This is a genomic window from Micromonospora sp. WMMD729 (assembly GCF_049315225.1).
Taxonomy (GTDB): Bacteria; Actinomycetota; Actinomycetes; order Mycobacteriales; family Micromonosporaceae; genus Micromonospora.
Genome location: NZ_CP186059.1, coordinates 1,864,691 through 1,891,143 on the forward strand (window position 1 = coordinate 1,864,691; position 26,453 = coordinate 1,891,143).

Genomic DNA, 26,453 nt, shown 5'->3' on the forward strand with positions numbered 1-26,453 from the left:
AGTGGACGGTCAGCGACGGTCGTCCGTTCAGCCGGTGCTGGTCCGCTCCTGCGCCGGCACCTGGAGGAGGTCCAGGCAGTTGCGCCACAGCGTCTCCAGCTGGGTCGGATCGTTGAGCAACTTCGCGAGCAGGACCCGCCCCTCGATCTGGGCGACGATCGATCGGGCGGCCTCCCGGCTGTCGACCGACGAGCCCGCCAGCCCGCGCTCCTTCGCCTCGGCGACGACCTGCTCGATGAGGCTGATCTGCTCCTCGAAGATCTCCTGGAGCCGAGTGCGGATCTCCTCCGCCTGGTTGCTGAGTTCGAGGGCGAGATTGCCGAACAGGCAGCCGGCGACCACGCCGGCCTTCTGCTGTCCGGCGCGCTGGACCTCCTCGGTGGCCTCGAACAGGTCCCGGAGTCGCTGTAGTGGGTCGCGCTCGCTGCCGAGCAACTGCTCCCACTGGCGGCGCTGGGTGGCCCAGTGTTCGTCGATGACGGTGCGGGCGAGCGCCTGCTTGGACTCGAAGAAGTAGTAGAAGCTGCCCTTCGGCACGCCGGCCACCGCGCAGATCTCGGCCACGCCCAGCGCCGTGTAACCGCGCTGCTCGATCAGCGCGGCGGCCGCGTCGAGGATCTTGTTCTTCGCGTCACTGGTTCGCCCCATGCCTCGACGATACACGACCGGTCGGCTAGCTTTTAGTAGACCAGTCGTCTAGTGAAGGTGGTCTTCTCATGAACAGCAGTCAGGGTCAGAAGGTCGTTGTCATCACCGGCGCCTCCCAGGGCATCGGGGCCGGCCTCGTGGACGCCTACCGCAAGCTCGGGTACGGCGTCGTGGCGACCTCGCGCTCGATCGACGCGTCCACCGACCCGGAGATCGTCACGGTCCGGGGCGACATCGCCGAGGCCGACACCGCGGAGCGGGTGGTTCGTGCCGCTCTGGACCGGTTCGGGCGGATCGACACCCTGGTGAACAACGCCGGCGTCTTCGTCGCCAAGCCGTTCACCGACTACACCGCCGAGGACTTCGCCCAGGTCACCGGGATCAACCTCGCCGGGTTCTTCCACCTCACCCAGCGCGCGCTGCCGCACCTGCTGGCCAGCGGCGCCGGTCACATCGTCAGCATCACGACGAGCTTCGTCGACCAGCCCAACTCGAACGTCCCGTCGGTGCTCGCGTCACTGACCAAGGGCGGTCTCAGTTCGGCGACCAAGTCGCTGGCCATCGAGTACGCGAGTCGTGGCGTGCGGGTCAACGCCGTCGCGCCCGGCGTCATCAAGACCCCGATGCACCCGGTCGAGACGCACGAGACGCTCGCGGGTCTCCACCCGGTGGGTCGGATGGGCGAGACCAGCGACGTGGTCGACGCCGTCCTCTACCTCGAGTCCGCCCCGTTCGTCACCGGCGAGATCCTGCACGTCGACGGTGGGCAGAACGCCGGTCACTGACTCCACCCCACCCCGAGAGGAGCGGACGATGCCGATCGTGACCATCCAGATCACCCGAGAGGGCAGCACCGCGGGCGCGTCCGCAGCGACCGCCGACGAGAAGGCTGCCCTCATCAAGGGGGTGAGCGAGTTGCTGCGCGACGTCCTGAACAAGCCGTTGACGTCGACCTTCGTGGTGATCGACGAGGTCGAGACCGAGAACTGGGGTCGAGGGGGCCTCCCCGTCGACCAGTTCCGCCAACAGCAGGTACCCGAGTAAGCCAAGACCCCGCCCCGCCCCGTCCCTGAGGACCGCGCCGATCTTGCACTTTCTGTGGCGACATAAGAGCCGTATCGCCCCATGTCGACAACCGAAACTGCAAGATCGGCGCGGTCCTGGCCGTGGGGCTCGACGATCATGGAGTTGTGGTGCCTGTCTTGTCGTCTCGCGGGCGCTTTGTCGCCCACCGCAACTCCATGATCGACGGGGCGGGGCGGGGCGGGGCGGGGCGGGGCGGGGACGGGACGGGAAGGGGCGGCGGGGCAGGGGTCGGGCGGGGTGGGGTGGGGGCGAAGGGGCTGATCTCGCCCTTAAGGGACGTTCAGTCTTATGTTCGTCTGCTGGTGCGGGGGGCTTGTTGGACGATGAGCGTCGATCTTGCCTGCGGGTAGAGGTGTGGGTCACACCGCTGATCGGGGTTTGTGGTGTCGTCGTGGGCGGGGCGTCGGCGTTGCGGTTGGATCAAGATCATTCGATGGTGGCGAGCGCACCTGGCACCGCGCCGACCCCGCCTCGCGGCGGATCATGCCTGGTGGCGGGCCTTCCGACGGTGACCGGAACCGATCGTCGGCTCATCCTCCATTTGACAACGTTGCCAAGGGCAGGCCATGGTGCCACCAGCGACTGCTGGGGCGAGCGTGACGGGCGAATACTCTGCTTCGTCTATATTGCCGGATTGTTACATTTTCAACAGCCCCTCGCCTTGCGGATGGCCTGCTCACCGCAATACGTTGCCGTCAACAACAAAACCAAGTGAAGGTTCAACCTTCCGGAGGCAACCGATGACGTTGGCGAGGTGGTACGAGCGATGAGCGACGTGCCGATCCTCCTTGAGATGCGCTCCATCACCAAGGAGTTCCCCGGAGTCAAGGCCCTCTCCGACGTCAACCTGGTGGTTCGCGCCGGCGAGATCCATGCCATCTGCGGCGAGAACGGTGCGGGCAAGTCCACGCTGATGAAGGTGCTCAGCGGGGTCTACCCGTACGGCAGCTACGACGGCCAGATCCTGTACCAGGGGTCGGAGAGCAAGTTCTCCGACATCCGGGCGAGCGAGAGCGCCGGGATCGTGATCATCCACCAGGAGCTCGCGCTCATCCCCGAGATGTCGATCACCGAGAACATCTTCCTCGGCAACGAGCCGCGCAAGCGGGGCGCGATCGACTGGACGGCCGCGAACCGGATGGCGCTGGACCTGATGGCCCGGGTCGGTCTGGAGGAAGACCCGGAGACCCTGATCAAGGACATCGGGGTCGGCAAGCAGCAGCTCGTGGAGATCGCCAAGGCGTTCGCCAAGGACGTGAAGCTGCTCATCCTGGACGAGCCGACCGCGGCTCTGAACGAGGCGGACTCCCGGCATCTGCTGGACCTGCTGCGCGGCTTCCGCTCGCGCGGCATCACCTCGATCATGATCTCGCACAAGCTGAACGAGATCGAGGCGATCGCGGACCAGATCACCATCCTGCGCGACGGCCGGACCGTCGAGACCCTGGACGTCAAGGCCGACGGGGTCGACGAGGACCGGATCGTGCGGGGCATGGTCGGTCGCGAGCTGAGCAGCCGCTTCCCGGACCACACCCCGAAGATCGGCGACGTCTTCTTCGAGGTGCGCAACTGGAACGTCCGGCACCCGATCTCCGCCGAGCGCCAGGTCTGCAAGAACGAGAGCTTCGTGGTGCGCCGCGGCGAGATCGTCGGCTTCGCCGGCCTCATGGGCGCGGGCCGCACCGAACTCGCAATGAGCGTCTTCGGCCGCTCCTACGGGGTGTACGAGTCGGGCACGATCATCAAGGACGGCAAGGAGATCGTCCTGAAGTCGGTGGCGGACGCCATCGACCACGGGCTCGCGTACGTCAGCGAGGACCGCAAGGCGATCGGCCTCAACCTGCTCGACGACATCAAGACGTCGACGGTGGCCGCCAAGCTGTCCAAGATCACGCACCACGGCGTGCTCGACGAGGTCGAGGAGTACCAGGCGGCCGAGGCGTACCGCAAGGAGTTGCGGACCAAGGCCCCGACGGTGGACGAGGGCGTCGCCAAGCTCTCCGGTGGCAACCAGCAGAAGGTCGTGCTGGCCAAGTGGATGTTCACCGATCCGGACCTGCTGATCCTCGACGAGCCGACCCGCGGTATCGACGTGGGCGCCAAGTACGAGATCTACGGCATCATCCAGCGGCTCGCCGACCAGGGGAAGGGCGTCATCGTCATCTCCTCTGAGCTGCCTGAGCTGATCGGGCTCTGCGACCGCATCTACACCGTGTTCGAAGGCGCCATCACGGGCGAGATCGCTCGGGCGGACGCGGACCCGGAGACCCTCATGAAGCAGATGACCTCGACGAAGAAGTTGGCCACCCGATGAGTCGTATCAAGGACCTTCAGAAGAACCTGTTCGGAGGTACGACCTCCAACGCCCGCCAGTTCGGGATGATCTTCACCCTGGTGGCGATCGTCGTCCTGTTCCAGATCCTGACCGACGGCCTGACCCTGCAGTCGAACAACCTGATCGCGCTGTTCCAGCAGAACTCGTACATTCTGATCCTGGCCATCGGCATGCTCATGGTGATCGTCGCCGGGCACATCGACCTCTCGGTCGGCTCGATCGCGGCCTTCGCGGGCATCCTGGTCGCCAAGTCGATGGCCGACTGGAACCTGCCCTGGCCGCTCGCCATCCTGTTCGGCCTGGTGATCGGTGCGATCATCGGCGCCTGGCAGGGCTTCTGGGTGGCGTACGTCGGCGTGCCGGCGTTCATCGTCACCCTGGCCGGCATGCTGCTCTTCCGCGGCGGAAACCAGTACATCGGTAACGCGAGCACCGTCCCGGTGCCGGAGGGCTTCCGGCAGATCGGCGCCGGCTTCCTGCCCGAGTTCGGCCCGAACACCGGCTACAACAACGCGACGCTGCTGCTCGGCCTGGCCGCCGCGGTGGCCGTCGTGTGGCGGGAACTCCAGGCCCGCAAAACCCGCAAGGCCATGGACGCCGATCCCGCCCCCATGTGGATCTCGATCCTGCGGATGGCCGTCATGGTGGGCGTGATCGCCTTCGCCGCGCTGCGCTTCGCCAGCGGTCGCGTGGGCACCAGCTTCCCGATCTCGGGCATCATCCTGGTCGTCCTGGTCATCGCGTACTCCTTCTACACCCGCAACACGGCCGGTGGCCGGCACATCTACGCGGTGGGCGGCAACTCCCGGGCGGCCGAGCTGTCCGGCGTGAAGCTCAAGCGGGTCAACTTCCTCGTCATGATGAACATGTCCGTCCTGGCCGCGCTGGCCGGCATGATCTTCGTGGCCCGCTCGGCGGCCTCCGGCCCGCAGGACGGCAACGGCTGGGAGCTGGACGCCATCGCCGCGGTCTTCATCGGTGGCGCGGCCGTCTCCGGCGGTATCGGCACCATCAGCGGTTCGATCGTCGGTGGTCTCGTCATGGCCGTGCTCAACAACGGTCTGCAACTGATGGGCGTCGGCACCGACCGGGTCCAGATCATCAAGGGCCTGGTCCTGCTGCTGGCCGTCGCGATCGACGTCTACAACAAGAGCCAGGGGCGCTTCTCCATCATCGGGAGCCTGATGCGGCCGTTCCGCCGCGACGACTCCGCCCCACCCGCCTCACCGCCGGACGCGGAGCGCGAGCCCGCCAAGGCAGCGGTGTCCGGCTGAACGGCCACCGACCTCACCACCCGTCTCACCTCCAGAAAGGCAAGTCCTCACCATGCGTAAAATCTTCGGCTCGTCGGTGGTGGCCATCAGCGCCGCCGCCATGCTGGCCCTGGCCGGCTGCGGCTCCGGCCGCGACGGCGACGACGCGGGCTCCAAGGGCGGCGACGCCAAGGGCTTCGCGGCGAACTCCCTGATCGGTGTCGCCCTGCCGGCCAAGACCTCGGAGAACTGGGTTCTCGCCGGTGACCTGTTCACCAACGGTCTCAAGGAGGCCGGTTTCCAGGCTGACGTGCAGTACGCCGGCGCGTCGACCACGGTCGCCGACCAGCAGGCCCAGATCACCGCCATGACCACCAAGGGCGCCAAGGTCATCGTCATCGGTGCGACCGACGCCGCGCAGCTGTCGACCCAGGTCGCCGCCGCGCACGCCGCCGGTGCCAAGGTCATCGCGTACGACCGGCTCATCACCAACACGCCGGACCTCGACTACTACGTCGCGTTCGACAACTTCAAGGTCGGCCAGCTCCAGGGTCAGGCCCTGCTGGACGGCATGAAGGCCAAGAAGCCGAACGGCCCGTACAACATCGAGCTGTTCTCCGGCTCGCCGGACGACAACAACGCCGGTGTCTTCTTCAACGGCGCGATGGACGTGCTCAAGCCGGAGATCGACAAGGGCAACGTCGTTGTCGCCTCGGGTCAGAAGGACGTCAAGCAGACCGCCATCCAGGGCTGGAAGGCCGAGGGTGCGCAGGCCCGCATGGACCAGCTGCTGACCTCGACCTACGGCAACAAGGAGCTGGACGGCGTCCTCTCCCCGAACGACACCCTGGCCCGCGCGATCCTGACGTCGGTCAAGGGCGCCGGCAAGCCGATCCCGGTGGTCACCGGTCAGGACTCCGAGGTCGAGTCGGTCAAGTCGATCGTCAAGGGCGAGCAGTACATGACGATCAACAAGGACACCCGCAACCTGGTGAAGGAGACCATCAACATGGTCAAGGCTCTCCAGGCCGGTAACGCCCCGCAGGTGAACGACACCAAGTCCTACAACAACGGCAGCAAGGTCGTCGACACGTTCCTGCTCCCGCCGGTCGCCGTCACCAAGGCGAACGTGGTCGAGGCGTACGCCAACGACCCGAAGCTCGCGCCGCTCACCAAGTAATCACCGCACGGTAAGCAGCACCGCCGATGGGTCCCGGATCTCCTCTTCCGGGACCCATCGTCGTCAGTGCCCCATCGCCCACCCGGCACCGATCCGTGAAGGAGGTCTGACCGTGGCGACACCCGTGCGGTCCAGGCCAGCCGGCGCCGGCCGTACCGTCGACACCCCACTGCCGCCGGTCCCCGGCGCGAGCCAGGAGGAGATCCGACGGCAGAACCTCGGCGCCGTGCTGCGCTACGTGCACCTGCACGGGCCGACGTCGCGGGCCGAGCTGACCAGCCGTCTCGGCCTGAACCGCAGCACCATCGGCGCCCTCGCCGCCGACCTGACCGCCAGTGGTCTGGTCACCGAGGAGGCGCCCGCCACGACCCGCCGCGCCGGCCGTCCCTCACTCGTGGTCAGCCCCCGCTCCGACCGGGTCTACGCGCACGCGCTCAGCATCGACGCGGACCGGCTGCGGGCCGCGCGGATCGGCCTCGGCGGTCGCATCCTCGACCTGCGGGAGGCACCCCGTCCCGGTGGCATGTCGGCCGTCGACGCCGTCCGCCCCCTTGCTGAGCTGGTCCGCGGGATGGAACGCGGCGTCGCTCCCGACGCGCTGCTGGTCGGCGGCGCGGTCGCCGTCACCGACACCACCCGTGACGCCGACGGCGGCCTGCGGATCGTCGGCGTCCAGGAGGGCCTGAGTGCCGCCCTCGAAGCCGAGCTGACCGCCTGCCCCGGGTTCGTGGCCGGAGACCTGGCCGACATCGCGGGCCTGGCCGAGCACATCCGGGGCGTGGCCCCCGGCATCGACGACCTCATCTACCTGCACGGCGACCTCGGCATCAGCGCCGGCATCGTGGTCGGCGGCCGACTGATGATCGGCCATCGCGGCCACAGCGGCAAGGTCGGCCACATGGTGGTCAACCCGAACGGCCTGCCGTGCGGCTGCGGCTCCCGTGGTTGCTGGGAGACCGAGATCTCCGAGGCCGCGCTGCTGCGACACGCCGGCCGCGACCCCGACGACCGCGCCGCCGTGGCCGACGTGCTGCGCGCGGCGGCGGACGGCGACGCGACCGCCCGCGCTGCCGTCGAGCAGGTCGCCGACTGGCTCGGGTTCGGTGTCGCGAACCTGGTCAACGTGGTCAACCCCGACGCCGTGGTGTTCGGTGGCGCGCTGCGGGACATCTTCATCGCCGGGGCGGACACGGTGCGGCGGCGACTGGACGCCATGCCGCTACCGGGCAGCCGTGAGCATCTGCGGTTGCGGGCTGCGGCTCTCGGCCGGGACGCCGTCCTGATCGGGGCCGCCGAGCTGGCCTTCGACAAGCTGCTGGCCGACCCGCTCAACGTCGGCGTCGCCGGCCCGGCCGGGTCCGCCGACCCGGTCTAGGGGATCTCCCGCACCACGCTGGTGCCGTTGCCCGGCCGGGACTCCCAGGCCCAGGACTCGTGCAGCTCCAGGCGGCCGTCGGCCAGCACCCGCACCTGCGTGACGCAGTGCCCGGTCGACGTCTGACCCTCGGCGTTGAGTTGCACGTAGCGGAAGTCCAACCGATCGCTCGTACGGGTGCCGACGAGACGGCCGCGCCGGATGGACCCGCCGGCGTACTCGGCCCAGATTTCGCCCGCCCGCTCGTGGTAGGTGAAGACCGTCTCGGTGCCGATCTCGCCGGCCACCACGTCCGTCACGGCAGCGAACCGTCGGCCGTCCAACGAGATCGTCATGCCCTCGACGGTAGTCGATCCACGGATCCCGTACGCCCTATCGTATGTCGTACGGTAGGGTCGGTTGTCGGGCCACGGAAAGGGGACGAGCGTGACCATGAGCGGTGCGGCGATAGTCGCCGAAGGACTGCGCAAGCGCTATCGGGACCGGTTCGCACTTGACGGCTTCGATCTGACGGTGCACAGCGGAACGGTGTGCGGCCTGCTCGGCCCGAACGGGGCCGGCAAGACCACGTCGGTGCGGATCCTGTCCACCCTGCTGCGACCGGACGGGGGTCGCGCCGAGGTCGCCGGGTTCGACGTGGTCCGCCACCCCGATCAGGTGCGCTACCGGATCGGCCTGGTGGGGCAGCACCCCGCCCTCGACGAGGCGCTCAGCGCCCGACAGAACCTGATCCTCTTCGGCCTGCTGTGCCACCTGGGCCGCCGGCGGGCCGGGCAGCGCGCGGTCGAGTTGCTGGAACGGTTCGGTCTGGCCGACGTCGGCGAGCGTCCGGTCAGCGCGTACTCCGGGGGTATGCGTCGCCGGTTGGACCTGGCGGCCGGGATGGTCCTGGCCCCCGCCGTGCTGTTCCTGGACGAACCCACCACGGGGCTGGACCCGCGCGGCCGCAACGAGGTGTGGGAGTCGATCCGCGAGTTGGTCCGCGCGGGCACCACCGTCCTGCTCACCACGCAGCACCTGGACGAAGCCGACCAGCTCGCCGACCGGATCTCGGTGGTCGAGGCCGGGCGGGTGATCGCCGAGGGCACCCCGGACGAGCTGAAGGCACGGCTCGGCGGCGACCGGATCGACGTGGTCGTCGGCGCGTCCGCCGATCTCCCCGTCGCCGTCGCGGAGCTACGTCGGGTGGTCGACGGCGAACCGACGGTCGACGAGGACCGGCGCGCGGTCAGCGTCGGCGTCGGGCACCGCCGCGGCGCGCTCGTCGAGGTGCTCCGGGCACTCGACGCCGCGCAGGTCACGGTGGCCGACATCGCCCTGCGTCGACCCACCCTCGACGACGTGTTCCTGCACGTCACCGGCCACCGGGTGGACGCGGAGGTGGCCGCGTGAGCACCATGGCCACGCCCACGGCGGTGGACCTGACGCCCGCCCGACCCGGCACCCTGACCGACAGCGCCACCCTCGTCTGGCGCGGTCTGGCCCGGTGGCGGCGTGATCCCGGGCCCCTGGTCGCCTCACTCGGCTTCAACATCCTGATCGTGCTGATCTTCGCCTACCTGTTCGGCGGGGCGATGCAGGTCCCCGACGGGGGCAGCTACCGGGAGTTCCTGATGCCCGGCATGTTCGTGATGACCATGGTGTTCGGCATCAGCCTCACCACGATCGCCGTCGCCGACGACCTGGAACGGGGGGTGACCGACCGGCTCCGGTCGATGCCGGTCGCGCCATGCGCTCCGCTCGTCGCCCGGGCCGTGACCGACCTGCTGTTCGCGCTGGTCACCCTCGCGGCGCTGCTGGTCACGGGTCTCGCGGTCGGCTGGCGGGTGCACGGTGGAGCCGGCGCCGCGCTGGGCGCGGTGGGACTGATCCTGCTGTTGCGGTTCGCCCTGGTCTGGGTCGGCATCTACCTGGGCCTGGTCACCCGTGGTCAGACGGCCGTCGTCGCCGTGCAGACCCTGGAATTCCCGCTCGGCTTCCTCTCCAACGCGTTCGTCGCGCCGTCCACCATGCCGTCCTGGCTCGGCGCGGTGGCCGCGTGGAACCCGTTGTCGGCGACCGTCGGTGCCACCCGGGAGCTGTTCGGCAACCCAGGTTGGGGCGGTGACTCGTGGGCGGCGCAGCATCACCTCTGGCTGGCCGTCGCCTGGCCGATCGCGCTGGTGGCCGTGTTCCTGCCGCTCTCGGTCGCCCGGTACCGGCGGCTGGGCCGCTGAGCCCGCGCTGACGGGTGATCGCCGGTGCCCCCGTGGCTCCGGCGATCACCCAGGTCCCTAAGCGATCCGGCGGACCCGGCGCACCGCGAGATAGAGCAGGAGCGCGGCGAGGGCGACGAAGATGCCCGTCTCGATGCTCTGGAACAGCCAGAACCGGTCCGCCGGCTGGTAGAGCTGCCAGTTGTACGCGCCCGGCTCGACGCCCAGCTCGGCCCCGCAGACCCGGCCGTCCGGCCCCTTCATGCCGGACGGACACTGGATCCGGGTGTCCTCCGCGATCATCGTCCCGTCCGGGTTGCGGACGCCCTGGGTGAGGATCCAGTCGCCCCGGCCGATGTCCGCCGGCCCGTCTCCCTCGATCGGGAAGGTCTGGGTACGTGCCGGCTGGTAGTGCGGTCGGAGCAGGATCTCCACCGCCGCCCGTACGCCGATGAACCCGGCCAGGGTGATGCCCATGGCGGGCAGCATCCGCTTCCACACCGTGCCGGCGAAGATGCCCAGCGCCACGGCGAACAGGGTGTAGCCGATCGGGACGATGCCCTGCAGGTCGAAGACGATCAGGCCGAGCCGCCCTTCCTGGGCGGCGCTGGTCAGCGGCTCGACCCACCACGAGATGCCCAGCCCGTAGAGCGCCGCGATGAGCACGACTCCCACGCCCACCAGCCCGAACTTCACCAGCGCCCAGCGGGCCCGGCCGACGCCCTGGGTCCAGACGAACCGGTGGGTGCCCTGCTCCACCTCGCGGGCGACCAGCGGTGCGCCCCAGAACAGGCCGACCAGCACCGGCAGTGTGATCAGCAGGACGGCCAGCAGGTTCAAGCTGCCGTACTGGTTGCTGAACCGGTGGAAACTCGCGTCGCAGCCGTTCCGGGTCTCCGGCGACACGGTCACGTCGTTGAGCTGACGCACACAGGTGGCCAGGTCGAGGTCGGCGAAGGTGTTCCGCATCGCGACGCCGATCGGCACCAGCACCGCGGCCAGCACCGCCATCCCCAGCAGGGTGTAGAACGCCTGCTTGCGGTGTTGCCGCCAGGTCAGCCAGATCATGCCGCAACTCCCCACTCGCTGTGACTGGTCCGGGCGGTGCCCTCGGCCAGGTAGGCCAGGACGACGTCCTCCAGGCTGACGTCGCGGATCGTCCACGACGGATCGGTGATCGGGCCGTCGGTGCGGACGAGCAACGTGGACTGCCGGTCGGTGTGACTGGCCCGGACCACGTGCGCGACGCCGCCGATCGCGGTGCCGTCGTGGCGCGGCCCGACGAGCTGTCGGTGCGCGGCGACCAGGTCGTCGACCGTGCCGCTGAGCTGCACCTGGGCGGCGTTGAGCACGATCAGGTAGTCGCAGACCCGTTCCAGGTCGGCCAGCAGGTGCGACGAGAGCAGGACGGTGGTGCCCGAGTCCGCGACGCTGCCCATCAGCGACTGGAGGAACTCCCGGCGGGCGAGCGGGTCGAGGCTGGCGACCGGCTCGTCGAGCAGCAGCAGTCGGGGCTGCTTGGCCAGCGCGAGGGCGAGCGCCACCTGGGCGCGCTGCCCGCCGGAGAGCTTGCCGACCGGGCGATCCGGTGGGATGCCGAGCTGCGCCAATCGGGTACGGGCCAGCGCGGCGTCCCAGCGGCGGTTCAGCTTGCCGCCCGCGGTGACCAGTTCGGCGGCGGTGAAGTCCCGGTACAGCGGGGTGTCCTGGGCGACGAATCCGATGTCGGCCAGTCCCTCCGTGTCGCCGTACGGCGTCCTGCCGAACACCCGTACCGTGCCCGCGTCCGGCTTGTGCAGACCGACCGCGAGGTGCAGCAGGGTGCTCTTGCCCGCGCCGTTGGGCCCGACCAGCGCCGCGATCCGCCCGGCCGGTAGGCGCAGCGAGCAGTCCCGCAGCGCCCAGGTGCTGCCGTACCGCTTGCCCAGCCGGTCGGCCTCCAAGACCATCTCCATCCTCAGTCCTCTCGTACCGCTCACGCGGGTTCCTTCTGTGGGGTGTCGTCGGTGAGGGTGGCGCGCAGCGTGGTCTCCACCAGGGCGACGACGTCCTCGGCCGTCAGGCCGGCGGCCTGCGCCCTGCGCAGCCACGCCACCAGGTCGTCACGGAGTTCGGCCTGGTTGGGCAGGGACGCGCCGGCCAGGGTGCGCTGGACGAACGTGCCCACCCCGGGTCGGCCGCCGACCAGACCCTCGATCTCCAACTCCCGGTACGCCTTCAGCACCGTGTTCGGGTTGATCGCCAGTGACTGGGCGACGTCCCGGACCTTCGGCAGCTGATCGCCGGGTGCGAGCAGACCGACCCGCAGCGCCTGCTTCACCTGCTGCACGAGCTGCATGTAGGTGTTCACCTTCGACCGGCTGTCGAGCACGAACTCGATCACTCGTGATGATCCTTCCTGTTGTCCTACGACAGTAGGACTAACAGACAGCTTGGGCGGACGGGCGCCGCCTGTCAAGCGCCACCGGTTCCTGGCACCCCTGGGCCACCGACTGGCACCGGCGGGTCAGCCGCCAGGGAAGGGAACAGGCACGCGATCCGTGCTCGATCGAGGGGGAGGTGCTCGATGGTCACCAACGACATCCGGGCGACGACGGCGACGCCGCTGCAGATCGCCCGCGCCCGAGGCCGGGTACGCGGGCGGCTGATCCTGCTCGGTCCGGCGTTCGTCGCCGCCGTGGCGTACGTCGACCCGGGCAACTTCGCCACCAACTCGGCGGCCGGCGCCCGTTACGGGTATCTGCTGGTCTGGGTCGTGGTGGTGGCCAACCTGATGGCCATGCTGGTGCAGACACTCACCGCCAAGCTGGGCCTGGCCACCGGCCGCAGCCTGCCCGAGCTGTGCCGCGAGCGGCTGCCCCGCCCACTCAACCGGATGATGTGGGTGCAGGCCGAGCTGGTCGCGATGGCCACCGACCTGGCCGAGGTGATCGGGGGAGCGGTCGCCCTCTACCTGCTCTTCGGCATACCGCTGCTGCCCGGCGGGCTGATCATCGGCGCTGCCGCGTTCGTCGTGCTGGCCCTGCGCTCGCGCGGGTTCCGCGCCTTCGAGATCGCCATCGCCGTGCTGCTCGGCGTCATCGTCCTGGCCTTCGCGGCCAACCTGCTCGCCGCCGGCTCCGACCCGGGCTCCGCCATGGCCGGTCTGGTGCCCCGGCTCCAGGGCACCGACAGTGTCCTGCTGGCCGCCGGCATCCTCGGAGCGACGGTCATGCCGCACGTCATCTACGTGCACTCCGCGCTGACCCGCGACCGCATCCCGGCGGCCGACGACGCCGAACGCCGTACCCTGTTCCGGGGCCAGCGCACCGACGTGCTGCTCGCCCTGACGGCGGCCGGCGCGGTCAACCTCGCCATGCTGCTGATCGCGGCGGCCAGCTTCCGCAGCGGCGGCCCGGTGGGCGCCGACAGCCTGCAGGGGGTGCACGCCGGCCTGGGCGAGAGCATCGGCACGGCCGCCGCCTTCGGGTTCGCCGTCGCCCTGTTGGTCTCCGGGCTCGCCTCCACGAGCGTCGGCACCTACGCCGGCGAGGTGATCATGCAGGGCTTCCTGCGCCGCCGGGTCCCGCTGCTGCTGCGCCGGCTGGTCACCCTGGTGCCCGCCGTGGCCGTGCTCGCCATCGGCCTCGACCCGACCCGCGCCCTGGTGCTGTCGCAGGTCATCCTCAGCTTCGGCATCCCGTTCGCGCTGATCCCGGTGGTCGCCTTCACCCGTCGGCGGGACCTCATGGGCAACCTCGTCAACCACCCGCTGACCACGGCCGCCGCGTCCGGAGTCGCCGTCCTGGTCGTCGCGCTCAACGCCTTCCTGCTGTGGCAGGTCGTCTCAGGCTGAGCTGGCCGGGATATCGTCGCCGGTCGCGGCTGCTCCGCATCCATTGGATGGAGAGTTGTTAGCGCAACCAGACTGATTTACGAGAAGCCAGGCGAGCTCCGCCCCGGTGTCAGTGCCGGGCGGGGCTCTCTCGTGCCACGGCGGCCAGCCGGACGGGTGGACTGGCCTACTCGTCCTCGTCCGCCGGGCGGGGCTTGCGATGGTCGCGAATGTACTTCTCGACGTCCGAGCGCAGCCACACCGAACCGCCGATCAGCGTCTGAAATGGTGCGGGGAACCGGGGCAACAGGACTATCTGCCGGAACCGTGAACGACTCACGCCCAGCATCGCTTGAATCTCCGCCGCTCCGACGAGCGGCCCGGGAACCTCGCCCATGACCACGAAGGTAGGCACTGTGCGGCCTACCCTCCGGGGCCTGCCCTACACGGCCTGCCTGACAGAACAGGTGCCATATAGGGCCTGCCATGCTTGACAGGGTGGTAACTGTGGGTGTCCGATGGATCGCGAGGCGCCCGCCCTGGTGGCGAGTTTCGCGGCAGGGCGGGGTGCCAACCCGAGCCCACACCCCGGGAGGCTGGAGTGAAACAGGGACAGGAACTGGAACGGCTACGCGAGCGGGTGCGCCAGCTTGAGGCGTCACTCCTGGGTGCCCGACGAGAGCTGTTCGATGTCCGCGGTCGGCTGGCCGCCATCGCGCGAATGACCGATGACCTCGAACGGGTCCAACGGGCACCCGGCGTCATCTTCGGAATGGTCAATTCGATCATTCACAGCCAGTCGTCGACCCTGCGCCGATCCGGCCGATGGTCGCCGGTCCGCTACCACGGAAATCAGCAGTGAGTGGCCAACGGCACGCCCCGGTCCGGCCGTTCTGGTTCTGCGCGTCCTGCGTGCATCCCTGGCCATGCGAGCAGGCGAAAGTCGAACTCGTGGCCGACTACTCGGACGAGCCGAAGCTGCTCGGGGTGGACCTGGTCGACTGCCTGACTGAGGCGAGCCGGGACCTGACCGACCTGTACCGGACCGCACCCGACCCGGTGGAGCACTACCGCCGGTTCCTGGGCTGGGTCAAGCAGGCCCTGGCCGCCCACCGAGCCCGCGAACCCGGTCACTTCCACTGGTTCTAAGCGACGTACCCCCTCCCGTAGGATCCGGGCACCGCCAGCAGACGGTCCCCAATGGCGGCGTGCTCAGGTGCGGCGGCCCTCGTCGCGGGCGGGGATCTCCTGCCGTTGCTCCAGGGCGTCCGCCGGGTTGGCGTCGGCCGGCAGGGACGTCGCCTCCTCCAGCACACCCGCCGGCAGGGCGCCCTGCTCCGCCAGGTCGGCCTCGGCGGCCTCCGGGTCCACGTCGCCGGAGACCCGGTCCGGCGGCCCCATGTCGAACGCGTCCTGCCGCTGCTCGGCGGCGTCCGCCTCCGGAAGAGGGAACCCACCGCCCTCTTCGTCCCGGTACGTGCTCATCGAAGCCTCCTGCCCTCCGGATGTCGACATGACGCCGGGCCGCTGCCTACCCGCCGCCGTCGTCCTCACGCCTGGCTTATCAGGCGTGCGGCGACGGCATCGACCGTGTCGGGATGCCTCGCCAGCAGGGCAGCCACCCCGCTCGGGTCGGCGGGAGCGTCGTCGGCGGGCAGCCACCCGCCGTCGTACCCGAGCAGACCGGAGATCGCGTCGACCGCGTCCGGATGCGTACGGAGGAGGACGTTGACCTGCCCTTGTGGCGCGGCGACGGCGCGTTGGTCGTCCACCCGAGCGAGCGGCGGGGACGCGACCCACGGTGGGACCCAGGCATCCAGTTCCGGCAGCGCCTCCGGGAACGTGCGCCCGGCCTCGCGGATCAGGAGCGGGACCAGCTCCGGGCCCTGGTCCCGCAGGGTCGTGATCAGGGTCGGCAGCCAGGGCAGCAGCACCGGGTCGGGCAACTGTGCGAAGGCCGTGGACATCGTCTCGACGACGAACGGCGCGAGCCCGGGCACCGGTTCCAGCGCGTGCACGAACCCGGCCAGGTACTGCGGGAAGGCCGGCACCACCAACGGGTTGGCCAGCAGCTCGGCGCAACGCGCCCGCAGCTCGGCCGTCGACAACAGGCCGAGTTGGTGTCGGCCTGCCCAGAGCAGGGCGACCTTCGCCGGCGCGGTCGGGTGCGACTGTGCCACGGCCAGCTCCAGCTGCGAGCGGTCGCAGCCCAGCGACAGCGCCAGACCCTCCATCGAGAACAGGAAACCGAGCATCGCGCCGACCTGCCGTACGTCGGTCTCGTCGCTGGCGATGGCGGTCGGCAGCAGGGTGCAGTAGTGCGCGTACCCGGTCGTCACGAACGCCTCGCACCAGGCCGGCAGGGTCGGTGCGGTGGCCCGGTGGTGCGCCAGCAACCGCCGGATGCGACGCAGCACGTCGGGGGCGTCGTCGACGGTGCGCGCGGCGGCGAGCAGCTCCACCGCCCGCGCCCCCAACTCGTCGACCAGGCGCGGACTGTCGAGCAACCGGATCGCGTCCTCCACGGCGCCGAGGGCACCGGCGGCGGTGGCGTCGGGGCCGCGTACCGCCCGGCGCAGTCGTTGCTCCAGGACCTGCTCGACGGTGACGCCCTCGTAGCCCAGTTCGATCAGCGACCGCTGGTGGCGACCGAGCGCCAGGTCCCAGCTCTCCTGGACCGAGCGGTGACCGAGCCGGCGCTCGCCCATGATGGGCCGGACCGCGGCCGGCGGCAGCAGGTGCCGCAGGATCCACAGCAGGTCCGAGCAGCGGGCCAGCGCCGGCTCGGCGCTCAGGTCCAGCAGCGCGCGCTGGACGGTCCGCTTCTCCAGGGCCAGGCCGAGCGGCTCGAGCCGGTCGAGCACGTCGCGGGCCAGCGGCGGCAGGGCGTCGTAGCCGACCTGCCCGATCCGGTCGCCGCCCAGCAGGATCTCGCAGAGCCGTCGTACGTCACGCCGGCCGGGCACCACGTCCTTCTCGATGCAGGTGACCGCGGCGTCGGCGAAGTCGTACGGGGTGGGTCGGGCCCGGTTACGCAGGCCGGCCAGCAGGACCGAGGTCTCGAAGACGGCGATCGCGTCGGCGGTGCTGGCCAGGTATCCGTTGCGGCGGGCCAACCGCACGATGTCGACGCACCAGCCGCGCAGCTCCGCCTCGTCCAGGCCGTCCAGGTGCGGCGGCGCCGCGAGGAAGCCGGTGAGCCGATCACCGACCGGCCTGTCGGGGGAGGAGACCGTCGTGGCCCGGCCGCGTCGCCGCTGGACGGCCGCGTGGCCGTCCAGCCGGTACGGGGACAGCCCGTGGCGGCGCACCTCCTTCGTCCAGGTGGCCGCCGCGATCGACACCGAGCCGGGGGCCAGGCCGAACTGCGCCTCGATCGCCGAGTGGCTGGACGGGATCAGGCCGTACCGCCAGCGGGTGTCGGTGCGCGGGGTGATCTCGAAGTCGTCGGCGGTCGAGCCCAGGCCGAACTGTTCGACGCGGCTGGCGGCGTGGAACGCGCCGCACACGTAGAGACAGTCCGCCGGGTCGACGCCGGAGACGGCCAGGTGCTGACGCATCCGCGTCCACATGTACCGCTCGCGGTCCTCGTCGCGGTCGAGCCGGTCCGCGCCGGCCGGACGCAGCCGCCGGAACAGGCTGCCGATCAACACCATCACCTGCCGGTAGGTGTCGTGGTCGGCGTCGGCCAGCGGGCGTTCCACGTACTGGTCCCACCACTCCGACCAGTGCCGCACCTTGCCGTGGTGCAGCAGGTACGCCTCCAACTCCGCGAACCGGGGCCGCAGGTCGCCGATCTCCACCCCGACGGCGTCACCGTGCAGCCCCGAATCCGCAACGGGGGCGGTCGGCTCGTTCGCGCTGCTCGCGCCGGTCGGCTGCTCCCGTGGTGACCACTGGAAGACGTGGTCGGTGGAGCGGTCCACCAACACCAGCTCCACGCCGGGGGTCTCCAGCGCGTACGCGATGGCCTGGTACTCCGCCGACGCCTCGGTGATCGGTGCGACGACGCTGAGCGGTCCCCAGTCGGCGGGAAAGCCGGACAGCTCCGAGGCGAACGCCTGCACGGCCACCGGCAGGCGACAGTTGTGCAGCTCCGCGAGCAGCGGCTGAAGATCCTCGCACAGCTCCAGGTAGATCACCCGGGGTTGCTTGGCGCGTAGCCGGCGCACCATGGCCAGCGCGGAGGCCGGCGAGTGGTGGCAGACCGGGAAGATCTCCAACCGCTCGCCGAGCGCCCGGTCGACGTCGTCGACCATGCCGGCGAGGATCGCGCCGAGCGCGTCGGGGGAGCCCGCGAACGCGGTCGCCGCATCGGTGAGTTGCTCGCGGAGCGCGCCGAACGTGCCGGCGACCGTCGATGCCGTCACGACAGGGACGCGATCGCCTGACGACCGCCGTCCAGGAAGCCCGCCCAGCCGTCGTCGTCCTTGCGGGCCCGTGGTTCCACCACGCCGTGCAGATACTTGTTGAGGATCGCCAGGTCCTCCGGGCTGCGACGGGCCAACGACCCGACCAGTGACCCGGCGAGCGTCGCCGCGCGCAGCGTCCGGTCGCCGAAGAACTGACTGTGCAGGATCGCGTCCTCCAGCACGCCGATCTGCTCGGCGGTCGACAGCGCCGACTCGAGCTTCTCCTCGTCGCTGGTCGCCGCCGCGGCACCGGCGCGCAGGTCGGCGAAGCTCTGCAACAGGATGTCCAGCAGGGTGGGTGGCACGTCCAGCTCGATGCGGTGCCGGCGCAGCAACTCCTCGGTGCGGAACCGGACGATCTCCGCCTCGCTGCGCTTGTTGGTCACCACCGGAATCCGGACGAAGTTGAACCGCCGCTTGAGAGCCGAGGAGAGGTCGTTGACGCCCCGGTCACGGCTGTTCGCGGTCGCGATGATCGAGAAACCGGGTTGGGCGAACACGATGTTGTCCTCATCCAGCTCGGGGATGGCGACGTACTTCTCGGACAGGATCGAGATCAGCGCGTCCTGCACGTCGCTGGTGGAGCGGGTCAGCTCCTCGAAGCGACCCACCACGCCACGCTCCATCGCCGTCATGATCGGCGAGGGGATCATCGACTCCCGGGACTGGCCCTTCGCGATCACCATGGACACGTTCCACGAGTACTTGATGTGGTCCTCGGTCGTGCCGGCGGTGCCCTGCACGACCAGGGTCGAGTTGCGGCAGATGGCCGCGGCCAGCAGCTCGGCCAGCCAGCTCTTGCCGGTGCCCGGGTCACCGATCAGCAGCAGACCACGATCCGAGGCGAGGGTGACGATGGCGCGTTCGACGAAACTGCGGTCGCCGAACCACTTCTGCGGGATCTCCCGGGACAGGCCGTCGGCCCGCTCCGACCCGAGGATGAACAGCCGGACCATGCGCGGGCTCAGCCGCCACGAGAACGGTTTCGGGCCGGTGTCGACCGACTCGAGGAAATCCAGCTCGTCGGCGTACGTGACCTCGGCGGGGGCGCGCAACATCTCGGACATGAGGGACTGCTCTCCTAGGTGAGGAAGTTCTTCAGCTCGACGACGAGCTTGCGGATGTGGCCGGAGATGACCGGGGTGCCCTGGTCCTTCAGGCGTTGCCGGAACCAGGGGTTGACGCTCTGCTGGCCGGAGCTGCTGACCGAGCCGACCGGGATGACCTTCACGCCGGAGCGGTGCGCGGCCTGCAGCCCGTCGAAGACCGCCTGGTGGTTGACCTCGTAGAAGTCGGAGATCCACACCAGCACGGTGTTCTTCGGCTCGGCGACCTTCGGGCGGGCCAGCGCCAGCGCCGCGGTGCCGTCGGTGCCGCCACCCAGCTGGGTACGCAGCAACACCTCGAACGGGTCGTGCACCCACGGGGTGAGGTCCAGGGCCCGGGTGTCGTAGGCGATCAGGTGCACGTCCACCTTCGGCAGACCCGCGAAGATCGAGGCGAGGATCGTGCAGTTGACCATCGCGTCCACCATCGAGCCGGACTGGTCGACCACGACGATGAGCCGGGACGGCGTGGTGCGCCGCGCGGTGTGCCGGTAGTAGAGCCGGTCCACGTAGAGCCGCTCGTCCTCCGGGCTCCAGTTGGTGAGGTTCTGCCAGATGGTCCGATCGAGATCCAGGTTGCGGAACACCCGCTTGGGTGGCACCGACCGGTCGAGCGCGCCGACGCTGGTCTGTCGCACCTGCGTCCGGAGCACCTCGGCGACCTCGTCGACGAAACGCCGGATCAACGCCTTGGCATTGGCCAGCGCCACGCCGGACAGGTTGGCCTTGTCGCGCAGCAGCTGCTCGATCAGCGACATGCTCGGGGTCAGCTGGCTGGCCAGCGCAGGGTCGGCCAGTACCTCTCGCAGGTGCATCCGCCGGACGAGGTCACCCTCCAGACCGGCCAGGGTGCCGCCCAGCCCGCCCGGCCGGCGGCGCAGCTCACCGGGTTCGCAGCCGAGAGCCTGCTCGAACCAGCCGGCGTCGGACTGCCAGCGGGCGAGCTGGTTGGCGCTGACCGGGCCGGAGCCGGTGGCGAACACGTTCAGCAGCACCTTCGACACCAGCGCGGCGCGGCGCACCTCGGCGGCGCCGGGCCGATAGGCCGAATCCCCGCCCGGCGGCCCGGCTTCGTGCGGCCCGGCGTCGGGCGGCGCAGCGTCGTCCCGCCCGCCGTCCGACCCATCCGTCCGAGGTCCAGCGGCGGCGTCCGGTCCGATGGTGTCCGGTCCGATGGTGTCCGGTCCGACGGTGTCCGGTCCGACGGCGTCCGGCTCGGCTTCGGTGGGGGTGAGCAGGCCGCGCAGCTCGGCCGCGAGAGCCGGGAAACGCTGCACGATGGTGTCCACCGAGACCGCCGGGTCCAGCAGTGCGGCGGGCAGCCCGAGGTCGTCGACCACGGCGACGCTCGCGGACTCCAGGCCGGGCTGCTCGTCGCGGTCGAAGAGGCGGGACAACAGCCGCCAGTAGAGGACCTGACGGCGGTTGGCGTCGGCGAATCCGCCGGTGGGAATCGGCGCTGTCATCGGCGCAGCAACCGTCCCGCGCGCTCGCGCAGCACGGCGATGCCGTCCCCCGCCCGCGCCTCCTCCTTGGCGACCTTCGGATCGGTGACGCCGCACGCCCAGTCGCCGTTGTGCGCCTGCACCGTCCGCCGTTTCACCGTGGCCCGTACCGCCAACGGTTGGAGCTGCCACCGACCGTCGTCCCAGCGCAGCAGGCCGAGCCAGGCGGACGCGGTGGCGACCAGGTCGGCGGTCAACGGGCCGGTGGCCGGCAACCTGTCGACGGCCACCGGTATCCGTTCGCCGTCCACCTCGACGGCGAGCGAGCCGGCGTCGTCCCGGATCGCGGTGCCCTCCACCAGCACGGGCTCGGCGATACCCGCCGGGTGTCGGTCCAGGGGGTCGGTCGCGGCCGTGGTCGCGGCGGGCAGCAGGACCTGGGCGGTGGTGAACGGGTCGGCGGGCTCGTCGAGCCGGACCCGGTCGTCGACCCAGCACAGGTCGCCGCCGCGCAGTGGCAGGTCGGTCACGGTCAACGCCCGCTTCTCGGCCACCGCGCCGAGCAGCGCCGGGTGGTGCGACAGCAGCCGCCAGATCGCCGGGCCGACGATGGTGTCGACCTTCGCCGCGGTCACCGCCGTGCGGACCAGCCGTACCGGCCCGCCGTCCGCCGGTTCCAGGATGGCGTGCAGTTGGACCTGCACCGCCGTGTCGTGACTGTGCACGTCCACACCGAGCGGCAGCAGCCGCCCGGAGACCGGGGGCGGCTCGTCGGGCGGTGGTGCGCCCTCGGTGAGCAGAACGCCACGGGCCCAGAGATCGGCCCACCGGCGGGCCGGCACCTGCGCCATGGTGGCGACCGGGACGCACGCCCGCAGCTCGGCGGCGAGCCCGTCGAGCAGCACCGCGGTCCGTCGTAGCTCCGGCACGAGGAGGCTGGTCTCGACCACCCCGGCGGCCACGGAGAGCAGCTCGTGGTCGACGCCTCGCCAGCCGGCGACCGCCACCTCGTGCCACCACGCCCGGGCCGCGGCGAGCGCGGGCGGCGTCTCGGCAGGCGCGCCGGTCGGGTTCGTCCACGGCGTCCGGGTGCGGCCGAGCGTCTCGTCGAGCTGCCCGAGGAGCGCGTCGTGTGCCGCGCCGAGCAGCGCCGAGCGCGCGCCGGCGAGCGCGGCGATGTGCTGCGGGGTGACCGATCCGGCGATGACCGCGTCGACCGCGTCGGTCACCGGGCCACCCAGCGGCGTGCCGGCGAACGCCGCGGCGAACGTGGCCAGCGCGGCGGCACCCCGCTCGCCGACCCGGCCGAAGCCGTCGACGAGGGCGTCGTCGAAGCCGCTGACCACGTCGAGCGCGTCGGTCAACCCGGCCGGGGTGGTGCGCAGCGGCGCGACCTGGGCGCCACGCATCAGCGGCCTGCCGAGGTGGCCGGGAACCAGTGCAGCTCGGGCAGCGGGGTCGTGCTGGCGGGCACCTCCAGGTAGGCGAGGTGGCGCAGGAAGCGGTTGAACACCACCGCCGCCGACGCCGGCTCGGGCTGACCGTCCAGCCGGGCCAGCAGCTCCGCGCCGGTGGCCACCCCGTCGCCGACGTCGACCCGCAGGTAGCGGGCGACGCGGTCGACGCCGTACTGGAGGAGGGCCTCGTCCGCCAGCGCGTGCAGGTGCTTGCACGCGGTGGCGCGCAAACCACCGCACGGTCGGTTGTTGTTGGTGCTGCACTGGTAGGCGTGGGTGCCGGCCGCGACCGACGAGACGTAGACCCGTTCGACGTCCGACCCGCTGGAGACCACGCCTTGCAGGCGCCCGTCGGCCAGCTCGACGAAGGGCACCTTCGCCAGCTTCCGGGAGCGGGCGGGCGGCAGCACCGCCACCACGCTGCGCCGCCGCCAGTCGGCTTCGTCGGCGTTCGTCACGTCACGGCCTCCCGCATGAGAAGAATCCAGGGTGGTGCGCGCGCGAGCCGGGATCGGCGGCGCTGCGACGACACGATCATGGACCACGGGTACGACAGAACCGGCTGCGGTGCGGGCACGGCGGCGCGCCCGGCCGAGGCCCGGAGCGCGGATGTCGTCGGGTCCGCGCGGTTGGTCGCCGCGGCTGGCCCGGATCGGCCAGGATGGGCGGGACGGCCGGGCCACCGGCCGCGACGAGGAGGCGGACGATGCGGGTACGCGGGTGGGTTGCCCCGGGGCGGCACGTCCGCGCGGCGGCGCGGCTGGTGGCCCTGCTCGCGGGCGCGGTGTCGCTGGCCGTGGTCGTACCGGCGGCCCCGGCGGCGGCCGCGCGGGCGGGCGACCCGGTGTGCGAGATCCGCGACGAGCGGCTCAACGAGATCTCCGGGATGGTCGCCACCGAGGACGGGTACGTGGTGGTCAACGACGGCGCCGACGACGAGGCCCGCCGACGGATCTTCTTCCTCGACAAGCGCTGCGCGGTGGCGCGGACGGTCAGCTATCCCACCCGACCCCGGGACACCGAGGACCTGGCGGTCGGCCGGGACGGCGTCATCTGGGTTGCCGACATCGGTGACAACGACCGTGACCGCGAGACGATCGCGCTGTGGCGGCTCGCGCCGGACGCGGACCGGCCGGTGCTGTACCGGATGCGGTACCCGGACAATGCGCACGACGCGGAGGCGCTGCTGATCGACGCGTCCGGCCGGCCGCTGGTCATCACCAAGGGTGGCAGCGGCACCGTCGTCCTGTACGCCCCGACCACCGCGCTGAAGCCGGGCGCCACCACGCCGTTGGCCTCGGTGGGCAAGGTGGTCCTGCCGTCCACCACGACCAGCAATCCGTTCTCGTTCCTCGGCCGAAGCGTCGTGACCGGCGCGGCGAGCGCACCGGACGGCCGCCGGGTGGTGCTGCGCAGCTACGCCGACGCGTTCGAGTACGACGTGTCCGGCGGCGACCTGGTCGCCGCGCTCACCGCGGGCACCCCGCGGATCACCCCGTTGCCCGACGAGCCGCAGGGCGAGTCGATCACCTACAGCCCGGACGGTCGCTCGCTGCTCACCGTCTCCGAGTCCGCCGACCAGCCGGCCGGCAGCCGTCCGACGATCCTGCGGTATCCCGCGACGGCGACCCCCGCCGATCATCCCGCGGAGTCCACCACGGCGGCTCCGCCGTCGGCCGCCGCGGCCAGTCCGGCGGCGCAGGCGGCCGGCATCGGCGCCGGACAGGTGTGGTCGCTGGCGGCCGGCGCCGGGACGCTGCTGGCGCTGCTCGCCGTGGCCGGACTGCTGTGGCGGCGGCACACCGACCGACGCTGACGGACGGCGCTGACCGTCGCCGGCCTGCGGCGCTGGGAGGCGTTGACCTGCGGCGCTGGCGGCGTTGACCGGTGACGCCTTCGGGTGGGCGGGTGCCGCACCGTCAGCCGGGGGACCGGCGTGTTGCGGGAGGATGGGTGGATGTCCGTGCTCTCCGCGCTTCGCCACCCGATCGTCGCCGCCCCGATGGCCGGCGGCCCGTCCACGCCGGATCTCGTGTCGGCCGTCTCCGCCGCGGGCGGACTCGGTTTCCTGGCCGCCGGCATGATCGACACCGGCCGGCTGGTCGCCGACATCGCCGCGGTGCGCGCCCGTACCGACCGGCCGTTCGGGGTCAACGTCTTCCTACCCGCTGACGGCCCGGTCGACGAGGCCGCCGTCTCGGCGTACGGGCGACGGCTCGCCCCGCAGGCCGAGGCGTTCGGGGTGTCGCTCGGCGATCCGGTGGGCGGCGACGACGCGTACCCGGAGAAGCTGGCCGCCCTGCTCGCGGACCCGGTGCCGGTGGTGTCCTTCGCGTTCGGACTGCCCGACCGCGCCGCGGTGACGGCGTTGCGGGAGCGGGGCACCGAGGTGTGGGCCACGGTCACCCGGCCGGACGCCGCCACCGCCGCCGCCGACCTGGGTGTCGACGCGGTGGTCGTGCAGGGCACCGAGGCCGGCGGGCACCGCGGCGGCATGCCGGACGACGACGACTACGCGCTGCTGCCGCTGCTCCGGCTGGCCGCCACCGGATGTGACCGGCCTCTGGTGGCGGCCGGCGGGATCGCCGACGGTCCCGCCCTGGCGGCGGCGCTGACCGCCGGGGCGGTCGCGGCGCAGGTCGGTACGGCGTTCCTGCGCTGCCCGGAGGCGGGCACCTCGCCGGTGCACCGCGCGGCGGTGGCCGGCGTCGCACCGACCGCGCTGACCAGGGCGTACACCGGCAAGCGGGCCCGTGGCGTGGTCAACGACTTCCTGCGGACGCACGACGCGCAGGCGCCGGCCGGCTATCCGCAGGTGCTGCACCTGACCCGTCCCCTGCTCGCCGCCGCCCGGGCTGCCGGCGACGCCTCGGTGCCGAGCCTGTGGGCCGGCCAGGCGCATCCGCTCGCCCGGGAGGTGCCGGCGGCGGAGGTGGTCGCCGAGCTGAGCGCCGCCGCCCGGCGGGCGCTGGCGACGGCCGCCGAGCGGGCGGCGCGCTGGGGCTGAGCCGGCCTCCGGGCCGGTGGGCTCCCGGCCACCCGTTAGAGTCTCGCCGTGATCGAGATCGGCGCGCACGTCGACCTGTCCCACCCGTCCGACCGGGTCTGGCTCGCACTGACGGATCGGGAGTTGCTCGGCCGCTGGTTCGCCGAGGCGGACATGGTGGAGGGCGTACCGGACCGGCTGCTGCTGCACACGGCCGACCTGCCCGGCTTCGACGCCGACGTCGAGGTCGAGGTGACCGAGCGGCGGGTGCCGGAGCTGCTGGCGTTGCGTTGCGACGAGGCCGGTCGGCTCACCGAGTTGACCTGTGCCGTCACCGCCACCAGCCAGGGCAGCCGGCTCGTCGTGCGGGAGGTGCCGACCCACGGCGGCTGGTCGGACGAGCAGCGCGACGCCCGCGAGCAGCAGGTGCGCCAGGCGTTCACCGTGCGCCTGCCGGCCATTCTGGACTGGCTCGCGTTCCAGCAGGTCGACCTGCGGCGGGGCGAGGCCGGACTGACCACCGAGCTGCCGGTGATCAGCGCGCCCGGGCCGGCCCGACGTCGCCGGCGGACGGTCGTCGTCGGGCTCGCCGGAGTGCTGGTGGCGGCGGGAACGGTGGCCTGGCTGACGCTGCCGGGTGACCCGGACCAGGTGGCCGGGCCGGCGCCGTCGTCGACACCGTCGACGCCGCTGCCGAGCCTGGTGGAGGCGGCGGCGACGACCGCGCCACCGAAGGCCACGACCTCGCCGCGCCCGTCGCGCAGCGTCACGCCGACCGGCGTCCGTCCGACGCGTACCCCGTCGGCGAAGCCGTCGCCCACCCCCACGCCCACCGGGCCGCCGCCCCCACCTCCGCTGGTCGCGCGCTACGACACCGACTCCAGCCGCCTGTTCGGCTACACGGGGGAGGTGGTGGTGGACAACCCGGGGCCGGCGCCCGTCGAGCAGTGGACCGTGGTGGTGACCCTGGCCGAGGGCAGCAGCGTCGACGACGTCGACGGGGCGGACTGGTCCCGGGACGGCCAGGCGCTCACCTTCACCGGCGCGGCCGTGCCGGCGGGCGGGTCGCGGACGATCCGCTTCGACGTCCGCGACAGCCGGCCGAAGGCCCGGGAGCCGGAGAGCTGCACGGTGGGCGGCAACCCGTGCGAGGGGTTCTGA

The 26,453-nt window shown here is 71.4% G+C and carries 26 protein-coding genes; 14 read left to right on the forward strand and 12 right to left on the reverse strand.

Features of this window, described 5'->3' with window-relative positions; translation table 11 throughout:
• Positions 1–27 precede the first annotated feature (27 nt).
• Positions 28–648: a TetR family transcriptional regulator C-terminal domain-containing protein gene (locus tag ACN263_RS08550; protein WP_422739272.1), complete on the reverse strand. Its 621-nt coding sequence runs from the start codon at positions 646–648 to the stop codon at positions 28–30.
• Positions 649–716: 68 nt separating this feature from the next.
• Here ACN263_RS08550 and ACN263_RS08555 point away from each other — a divergent pair, with 68 nt between their 5' ends.
• The 6 genes from ACN263_RS08555 to ACN263_RS08580 all read left to right on the forward strand — a co-directional run bounded on the left by ACN263_RS08555 (position 717) and on the right by ACN263_RS08580 (position 7,877).
• Positions 717–1,433, forward strand: coding sequence for an SDR family NAD(P)-dependent oxidoreductase (locus ACN263_RS08555; RefSeq protein WP_422739273.1), 717 nt, complete (start codon positions 717–719; stop codon positions 1,431–1,433).
• A gap of 28 nt (positions 1,434–1,461) precedes the next feature.
• Positions 1,462–1,692, forward strand: coding sequence for a tautomerase family protein (locus tag ACN263_RS08560; protein WP_422739274.1), 231 nt, complete (start codon positions 1,462–1,464; stop codon positions 1,690–1,692).
• Between the two features lie 808 nt (positions 1,693–2,500).
• Positions 2,501–4,048: a multiple monosaccharide ABC transporter ATP-binding protein gene (gene mmsA / locus ACN263_RS08565; RefSeq protein WP_422739275.1), complete on the forward strand. Its 1,548-nt coding sequence runs from the start codon at positions 2,501–2,503 to the stop codon at positions 4,046–4,048.
• Positions 4,045–5,343 carry a multiple monosaccharide ABC transporter permease gene (gene mmsB / locus ACN263_RS08570; protein ID WP_422739276.1) on the forward strand — a complete coding sequence of 433 codons (1,299 nt, stop codon included), beginning with the start codon at positions 4,045–4,047 and terminating at the stop codon, positions 5,341–5,343. Before mmsA ends, mmsB begins: the two co-directional genes overlap by 4 nt.
• Before the next feature lie 52 nt (positions 5,344–5,395).
• Positions 5,396–6,502, forward strand: coding sequence for a substrate-binding domain-containing protein (locus ACN263_RS08575; RefSeq protein ID WP_421475528.1), 1,107 nt, complete (start codon positions 5,396–5,398; stop codon positions 6,500–6,502).
• Between the two features lie 112 nt (positions 6,503–6,614).
• A complete protein-coding gene (locus tag ACN263_RS08580; RefSeq protein ID WP_422739277.1) occupies positions 6,615–7,877 on the forward strand; it encodes an ROK family transcriptional regulator in 1,263 nt (420 codons plus the stop codon).
• On the opposite strand, the gene ACN263_RS08585 is transcribed toward ACN263_RS08580, so the two are convergent.
• Positions 7,874–8,212 carry a hypothetical protein gene (locus ACN263_RS08585; RefSeq protein WP_422739278.1) on the reverse strand — a complete coding sequence of 113 codons (339 nt, stop codon included), beginning with the start codon at positions 8,210–8,212 and terminating at the stop codon, positions 7,874–7,876. The two genes, ACN263_RS08580 and ACN263_RS08585, sit on opposite strands and share 4 nt — an antisense overlap.
• A 97-nt stretch (positions 8,213–8,309) precedes the next feature.
• Between ACN263_RS08585 and ACN263_RS08590 the strand changes: the two genes are divergently transcribed.
• Positions 8,310–9,269, forward strand: a complete 960-nt coding sequence (locus ACN263_RS08590) for an ATP-binding cassette domain-containing protein (protein WP_422740637.1) — start codon at positions 8,310–8,312, stop codon at positions 9,267–9,269.
• A 5-nt stretch (positions 9,270–9,274) separates the two neighbouring features.
• A complete protein-coding gene (locus ACN263_RS08595; protein ID WP_422740638.1) occupies positions 9,275–10,093 on the forward strand; it encodes an ABC transporter permease in 819 nt (272 codons plus the stop codon).
• 57 nt (positions 10,094–10,150) lie between these two features.
• On the opposite strand, the gene ACN263_RS08600 is transcribed toward ACN263_RS08595, so the two are convergent.
• The 3 genes from ACN263_RS08600 to ACN263_RS08610 are packed head-to-tail and all read right to left on the reverse strand — an operon-like array spanning position 10,151 to position 12,455.
• Complete coding sequence (locus tag ACN263_RS08600) at positions 10,151–11,140, reverse strand: ABC transporter permease (RefSeq protein WP_422739279.1); 990 nt, start codon at positions 11,138–11,140, stop codon at positions 10,151–10,153.
• Positions 11,137–12,027: an ABC transporter ATP-binding protein gene (locus ACN263_RS08605; protein ID WP_422739280.1), complete on the reverse strand. Its 891-nt coding sequence runs from the start codon at positions 12,025–12,027 to the stop codon at positions 11,137–11,139. Before ACN263_RS08605 ends, ACN263_RS08600 begins: the two co-directional genes overlap by 4 nt.
• A gap of 20 nt (positions 12,028–12,047) precedes the next feature.
• Positions 12,048–12,455 carry a GntR family transcriptional regulator gene (locus ACN263_RS08610; RefSeq protein WP_422739281.1) on the reverse strand — a complete coding sequence of 136 codons (408 nt, stop codon included), beginning with the start codon at positions 12,453–12,455 and terminating at the stop codon, positions 12,048–12,050.
• A gap of 183 nt (positions 12,456–12,638) precedes the next feature.
• Between ACN263_RS08610 and ACN263_RS08615 the strand changes: the two genes are divergently transcribed.
• Positions 12,639–13,907, forward strand: a complete 1,269-nt coding sequence (locus tag ACN263_RS08615) for an Nramp family divalent metal transporter (protein ID WP_422739282.1) — start codon at positions 12,639–12,641, stop codon at positions 13,905–13,907.
• 166 nt (positions 13,908–14,073) lie between these two features.
• Here the strand turns inward: ACN263_RS08615 and ACN263_RS08620 are convergent, their stop codons facing one another.
• Entirely contained in the window at positions 14,074–14,283 is a 210-nt protein-coding gene (locus tag ACN263_RS08620) for a helix-turn-helix transcriptional regulator (protein ID WP_354855048.1), read from the reverse strand.
• 204 nt (positions 14,284–14,487) lie between these two features.
• On the opposite strand from ACN263_RS08620, the gene ACN263_RS08625 reads away from it, so the two are divergent.
• Both ACN263_RS08625 and ACN263_RS08630 read left to right on the forward strand, forming a co-directional pair.
• Positions 14,488–14,748: a hypothetical protein gene (locus ACN263_RS08625; RefSeq protein ID WP_422739283.1), complete on the forward strand. Its 261-nt coding sequence runs from the start codon at positions 14,488–14,490 to the stop codon at positions 14,746–14,748.
• A gap of 89 nt (positions 14,749–14,837) precedes the next feature.
• Positions 14,838–15,035, forward strand: coding sequence for a hypothetical protein (locus tag ACN263_RS08630; protein WP_422739284.1), 198 nt, complete (start codon positions 14,838–14,840; stop codon positions 15,033–15,035).
• Positions 15,036–15,098: 63 nt separating this feature from the next.
• Here the strand turns inward: ACN263_RS08630 and ACN263_RS08635 are convergent, their stop codons facing one another.
• From ACN263_RS08635 to ACN263_RS08660, 6 genes are all read right to left on the reverse strand, one after another.
• Positions 15,099–15,371, reverse strand: a complete 273-nt coding sequence (locus tag ACN263_RS08635; RefSeq protein WP_422739285.1) for a hypothetical protein — start codon at positions 15,369–15,371, stop codon at positions 15,099–15,101.
• A gap of 65 nt (positions 15,372–15,436) precedes the next feature.
• Positions 15,437–18,256 carry a hypothetical protein gene (locus ACN263_RS08640; RefSeq protein WP_422739286.1) on the reverse strand — a complete coding sequence of 940 codons (2,820 nt, stop codon included), beginning with the start codon at positions 18,254–18,256 and terminating at the stop codon, positions 15,437–15,439.
• Positions 18,253–19,365 carry an ATP-binding protein gene (locus ACN263_RS08645; protein ID WP_422739287.1) on the reverse strand — a complete coding sequence of 371 codons (1,113 nt, stop codon included), beginning with the start codon at positions 19,363–19,365 and terminating at the stop codon, positions 18,253–18,255. Before ACN263_RS08645 ends, ACN263_RS08640 begins: the two co-directional genes overlap by 4 nt.
• Positions 19,366–19,379: 14 nt before the next feature.
• Positions 19,380–20,870: a VWA domain-containing protein gene (locus tag ACN263_RS08650; protein WP_422739288.1), complete on the reverse strand. Its 1,491-nt coding sequence runs from the start codon at positions 20,868–20,870 to the stop codon at positions 19,380–19,382.
• On the reverse strand, positions 20,867–22,258 hold the full coding sequence (locus tag ACN263_RS08655) for a hypothetical protein (RefSeq protein WP_422739289.1): 1,392 nt from the start codon (positions 22,256–22,258) through the stop codon (positions 20,867–20,869). The genes ACN263_RS08650 and ACN263_RS08655 overlap by 4 nt, the downstream gene beginning before the upstream one ends.
• Positions 22,258–22,725 carry a hypothetical protein gene (locus tag ACN263_RS08660; protein ID WP_422740639.1) on the reverse strand — a complete coding sequence of 156 codons (468 nt, stop codon included), beginning with the start codon at positions 22,723–22,725 and terminating at the stop codon, positions 22,258–22,260. The genes ACN263_RS08655 and ACN263_RS08660 overlap by 1 nt, the downstream gene beginning before the upstream one ends.
• 287 nt (positions 22,726–23,012) lie before the next feature.
• Here ACN263_RS08660 and ACN263_RS08665 point away from each other — a divergent pair, with 287 nt between their 5' ends.
• The 3 genes from ACN263_RS08665 (at position 23,013) to ACN263_RS08675 (ending at position 26,453) form a co-directional block, all read left to right on the forward strand.
• Positions 23,013–24,122, forward strand: a complete 1,110-nt coding sequence (locus tag ACN263_RS08665; RefSeq protein WP_422739290.1) for a hypothetical protein — start codon at positions 23,013–23,015, stop codon at positions 24,120–24,122.
• A 141-nt stretch (positions 24,123–24,263) separates the two neighbouring features.
• Positions 24,264–25,313 (forward strand): NAD(P)H-dependent flavin oxidoreductase, encoded by a 1,050-nt coding sequence (locus ACN263_RS08670; RefSeq protein ID WP_422739291.1) that lies wholly within the window; start codon positions 24,264–24,266, stop codon positions 25,311–25,313.
• Positions 25,314–25,361: 48 nt separating this feature from the next.
• On the forward strand, positions 25,362–26,453 hold the full coding sequence (locus ACN263_RS08675; protein ID WP_422739292.1) for a cellulose binding domain-containing protein: 1,092 nt from the start codon (positions 25,362–25,364) through the stop codon (positions 26,451–26,453).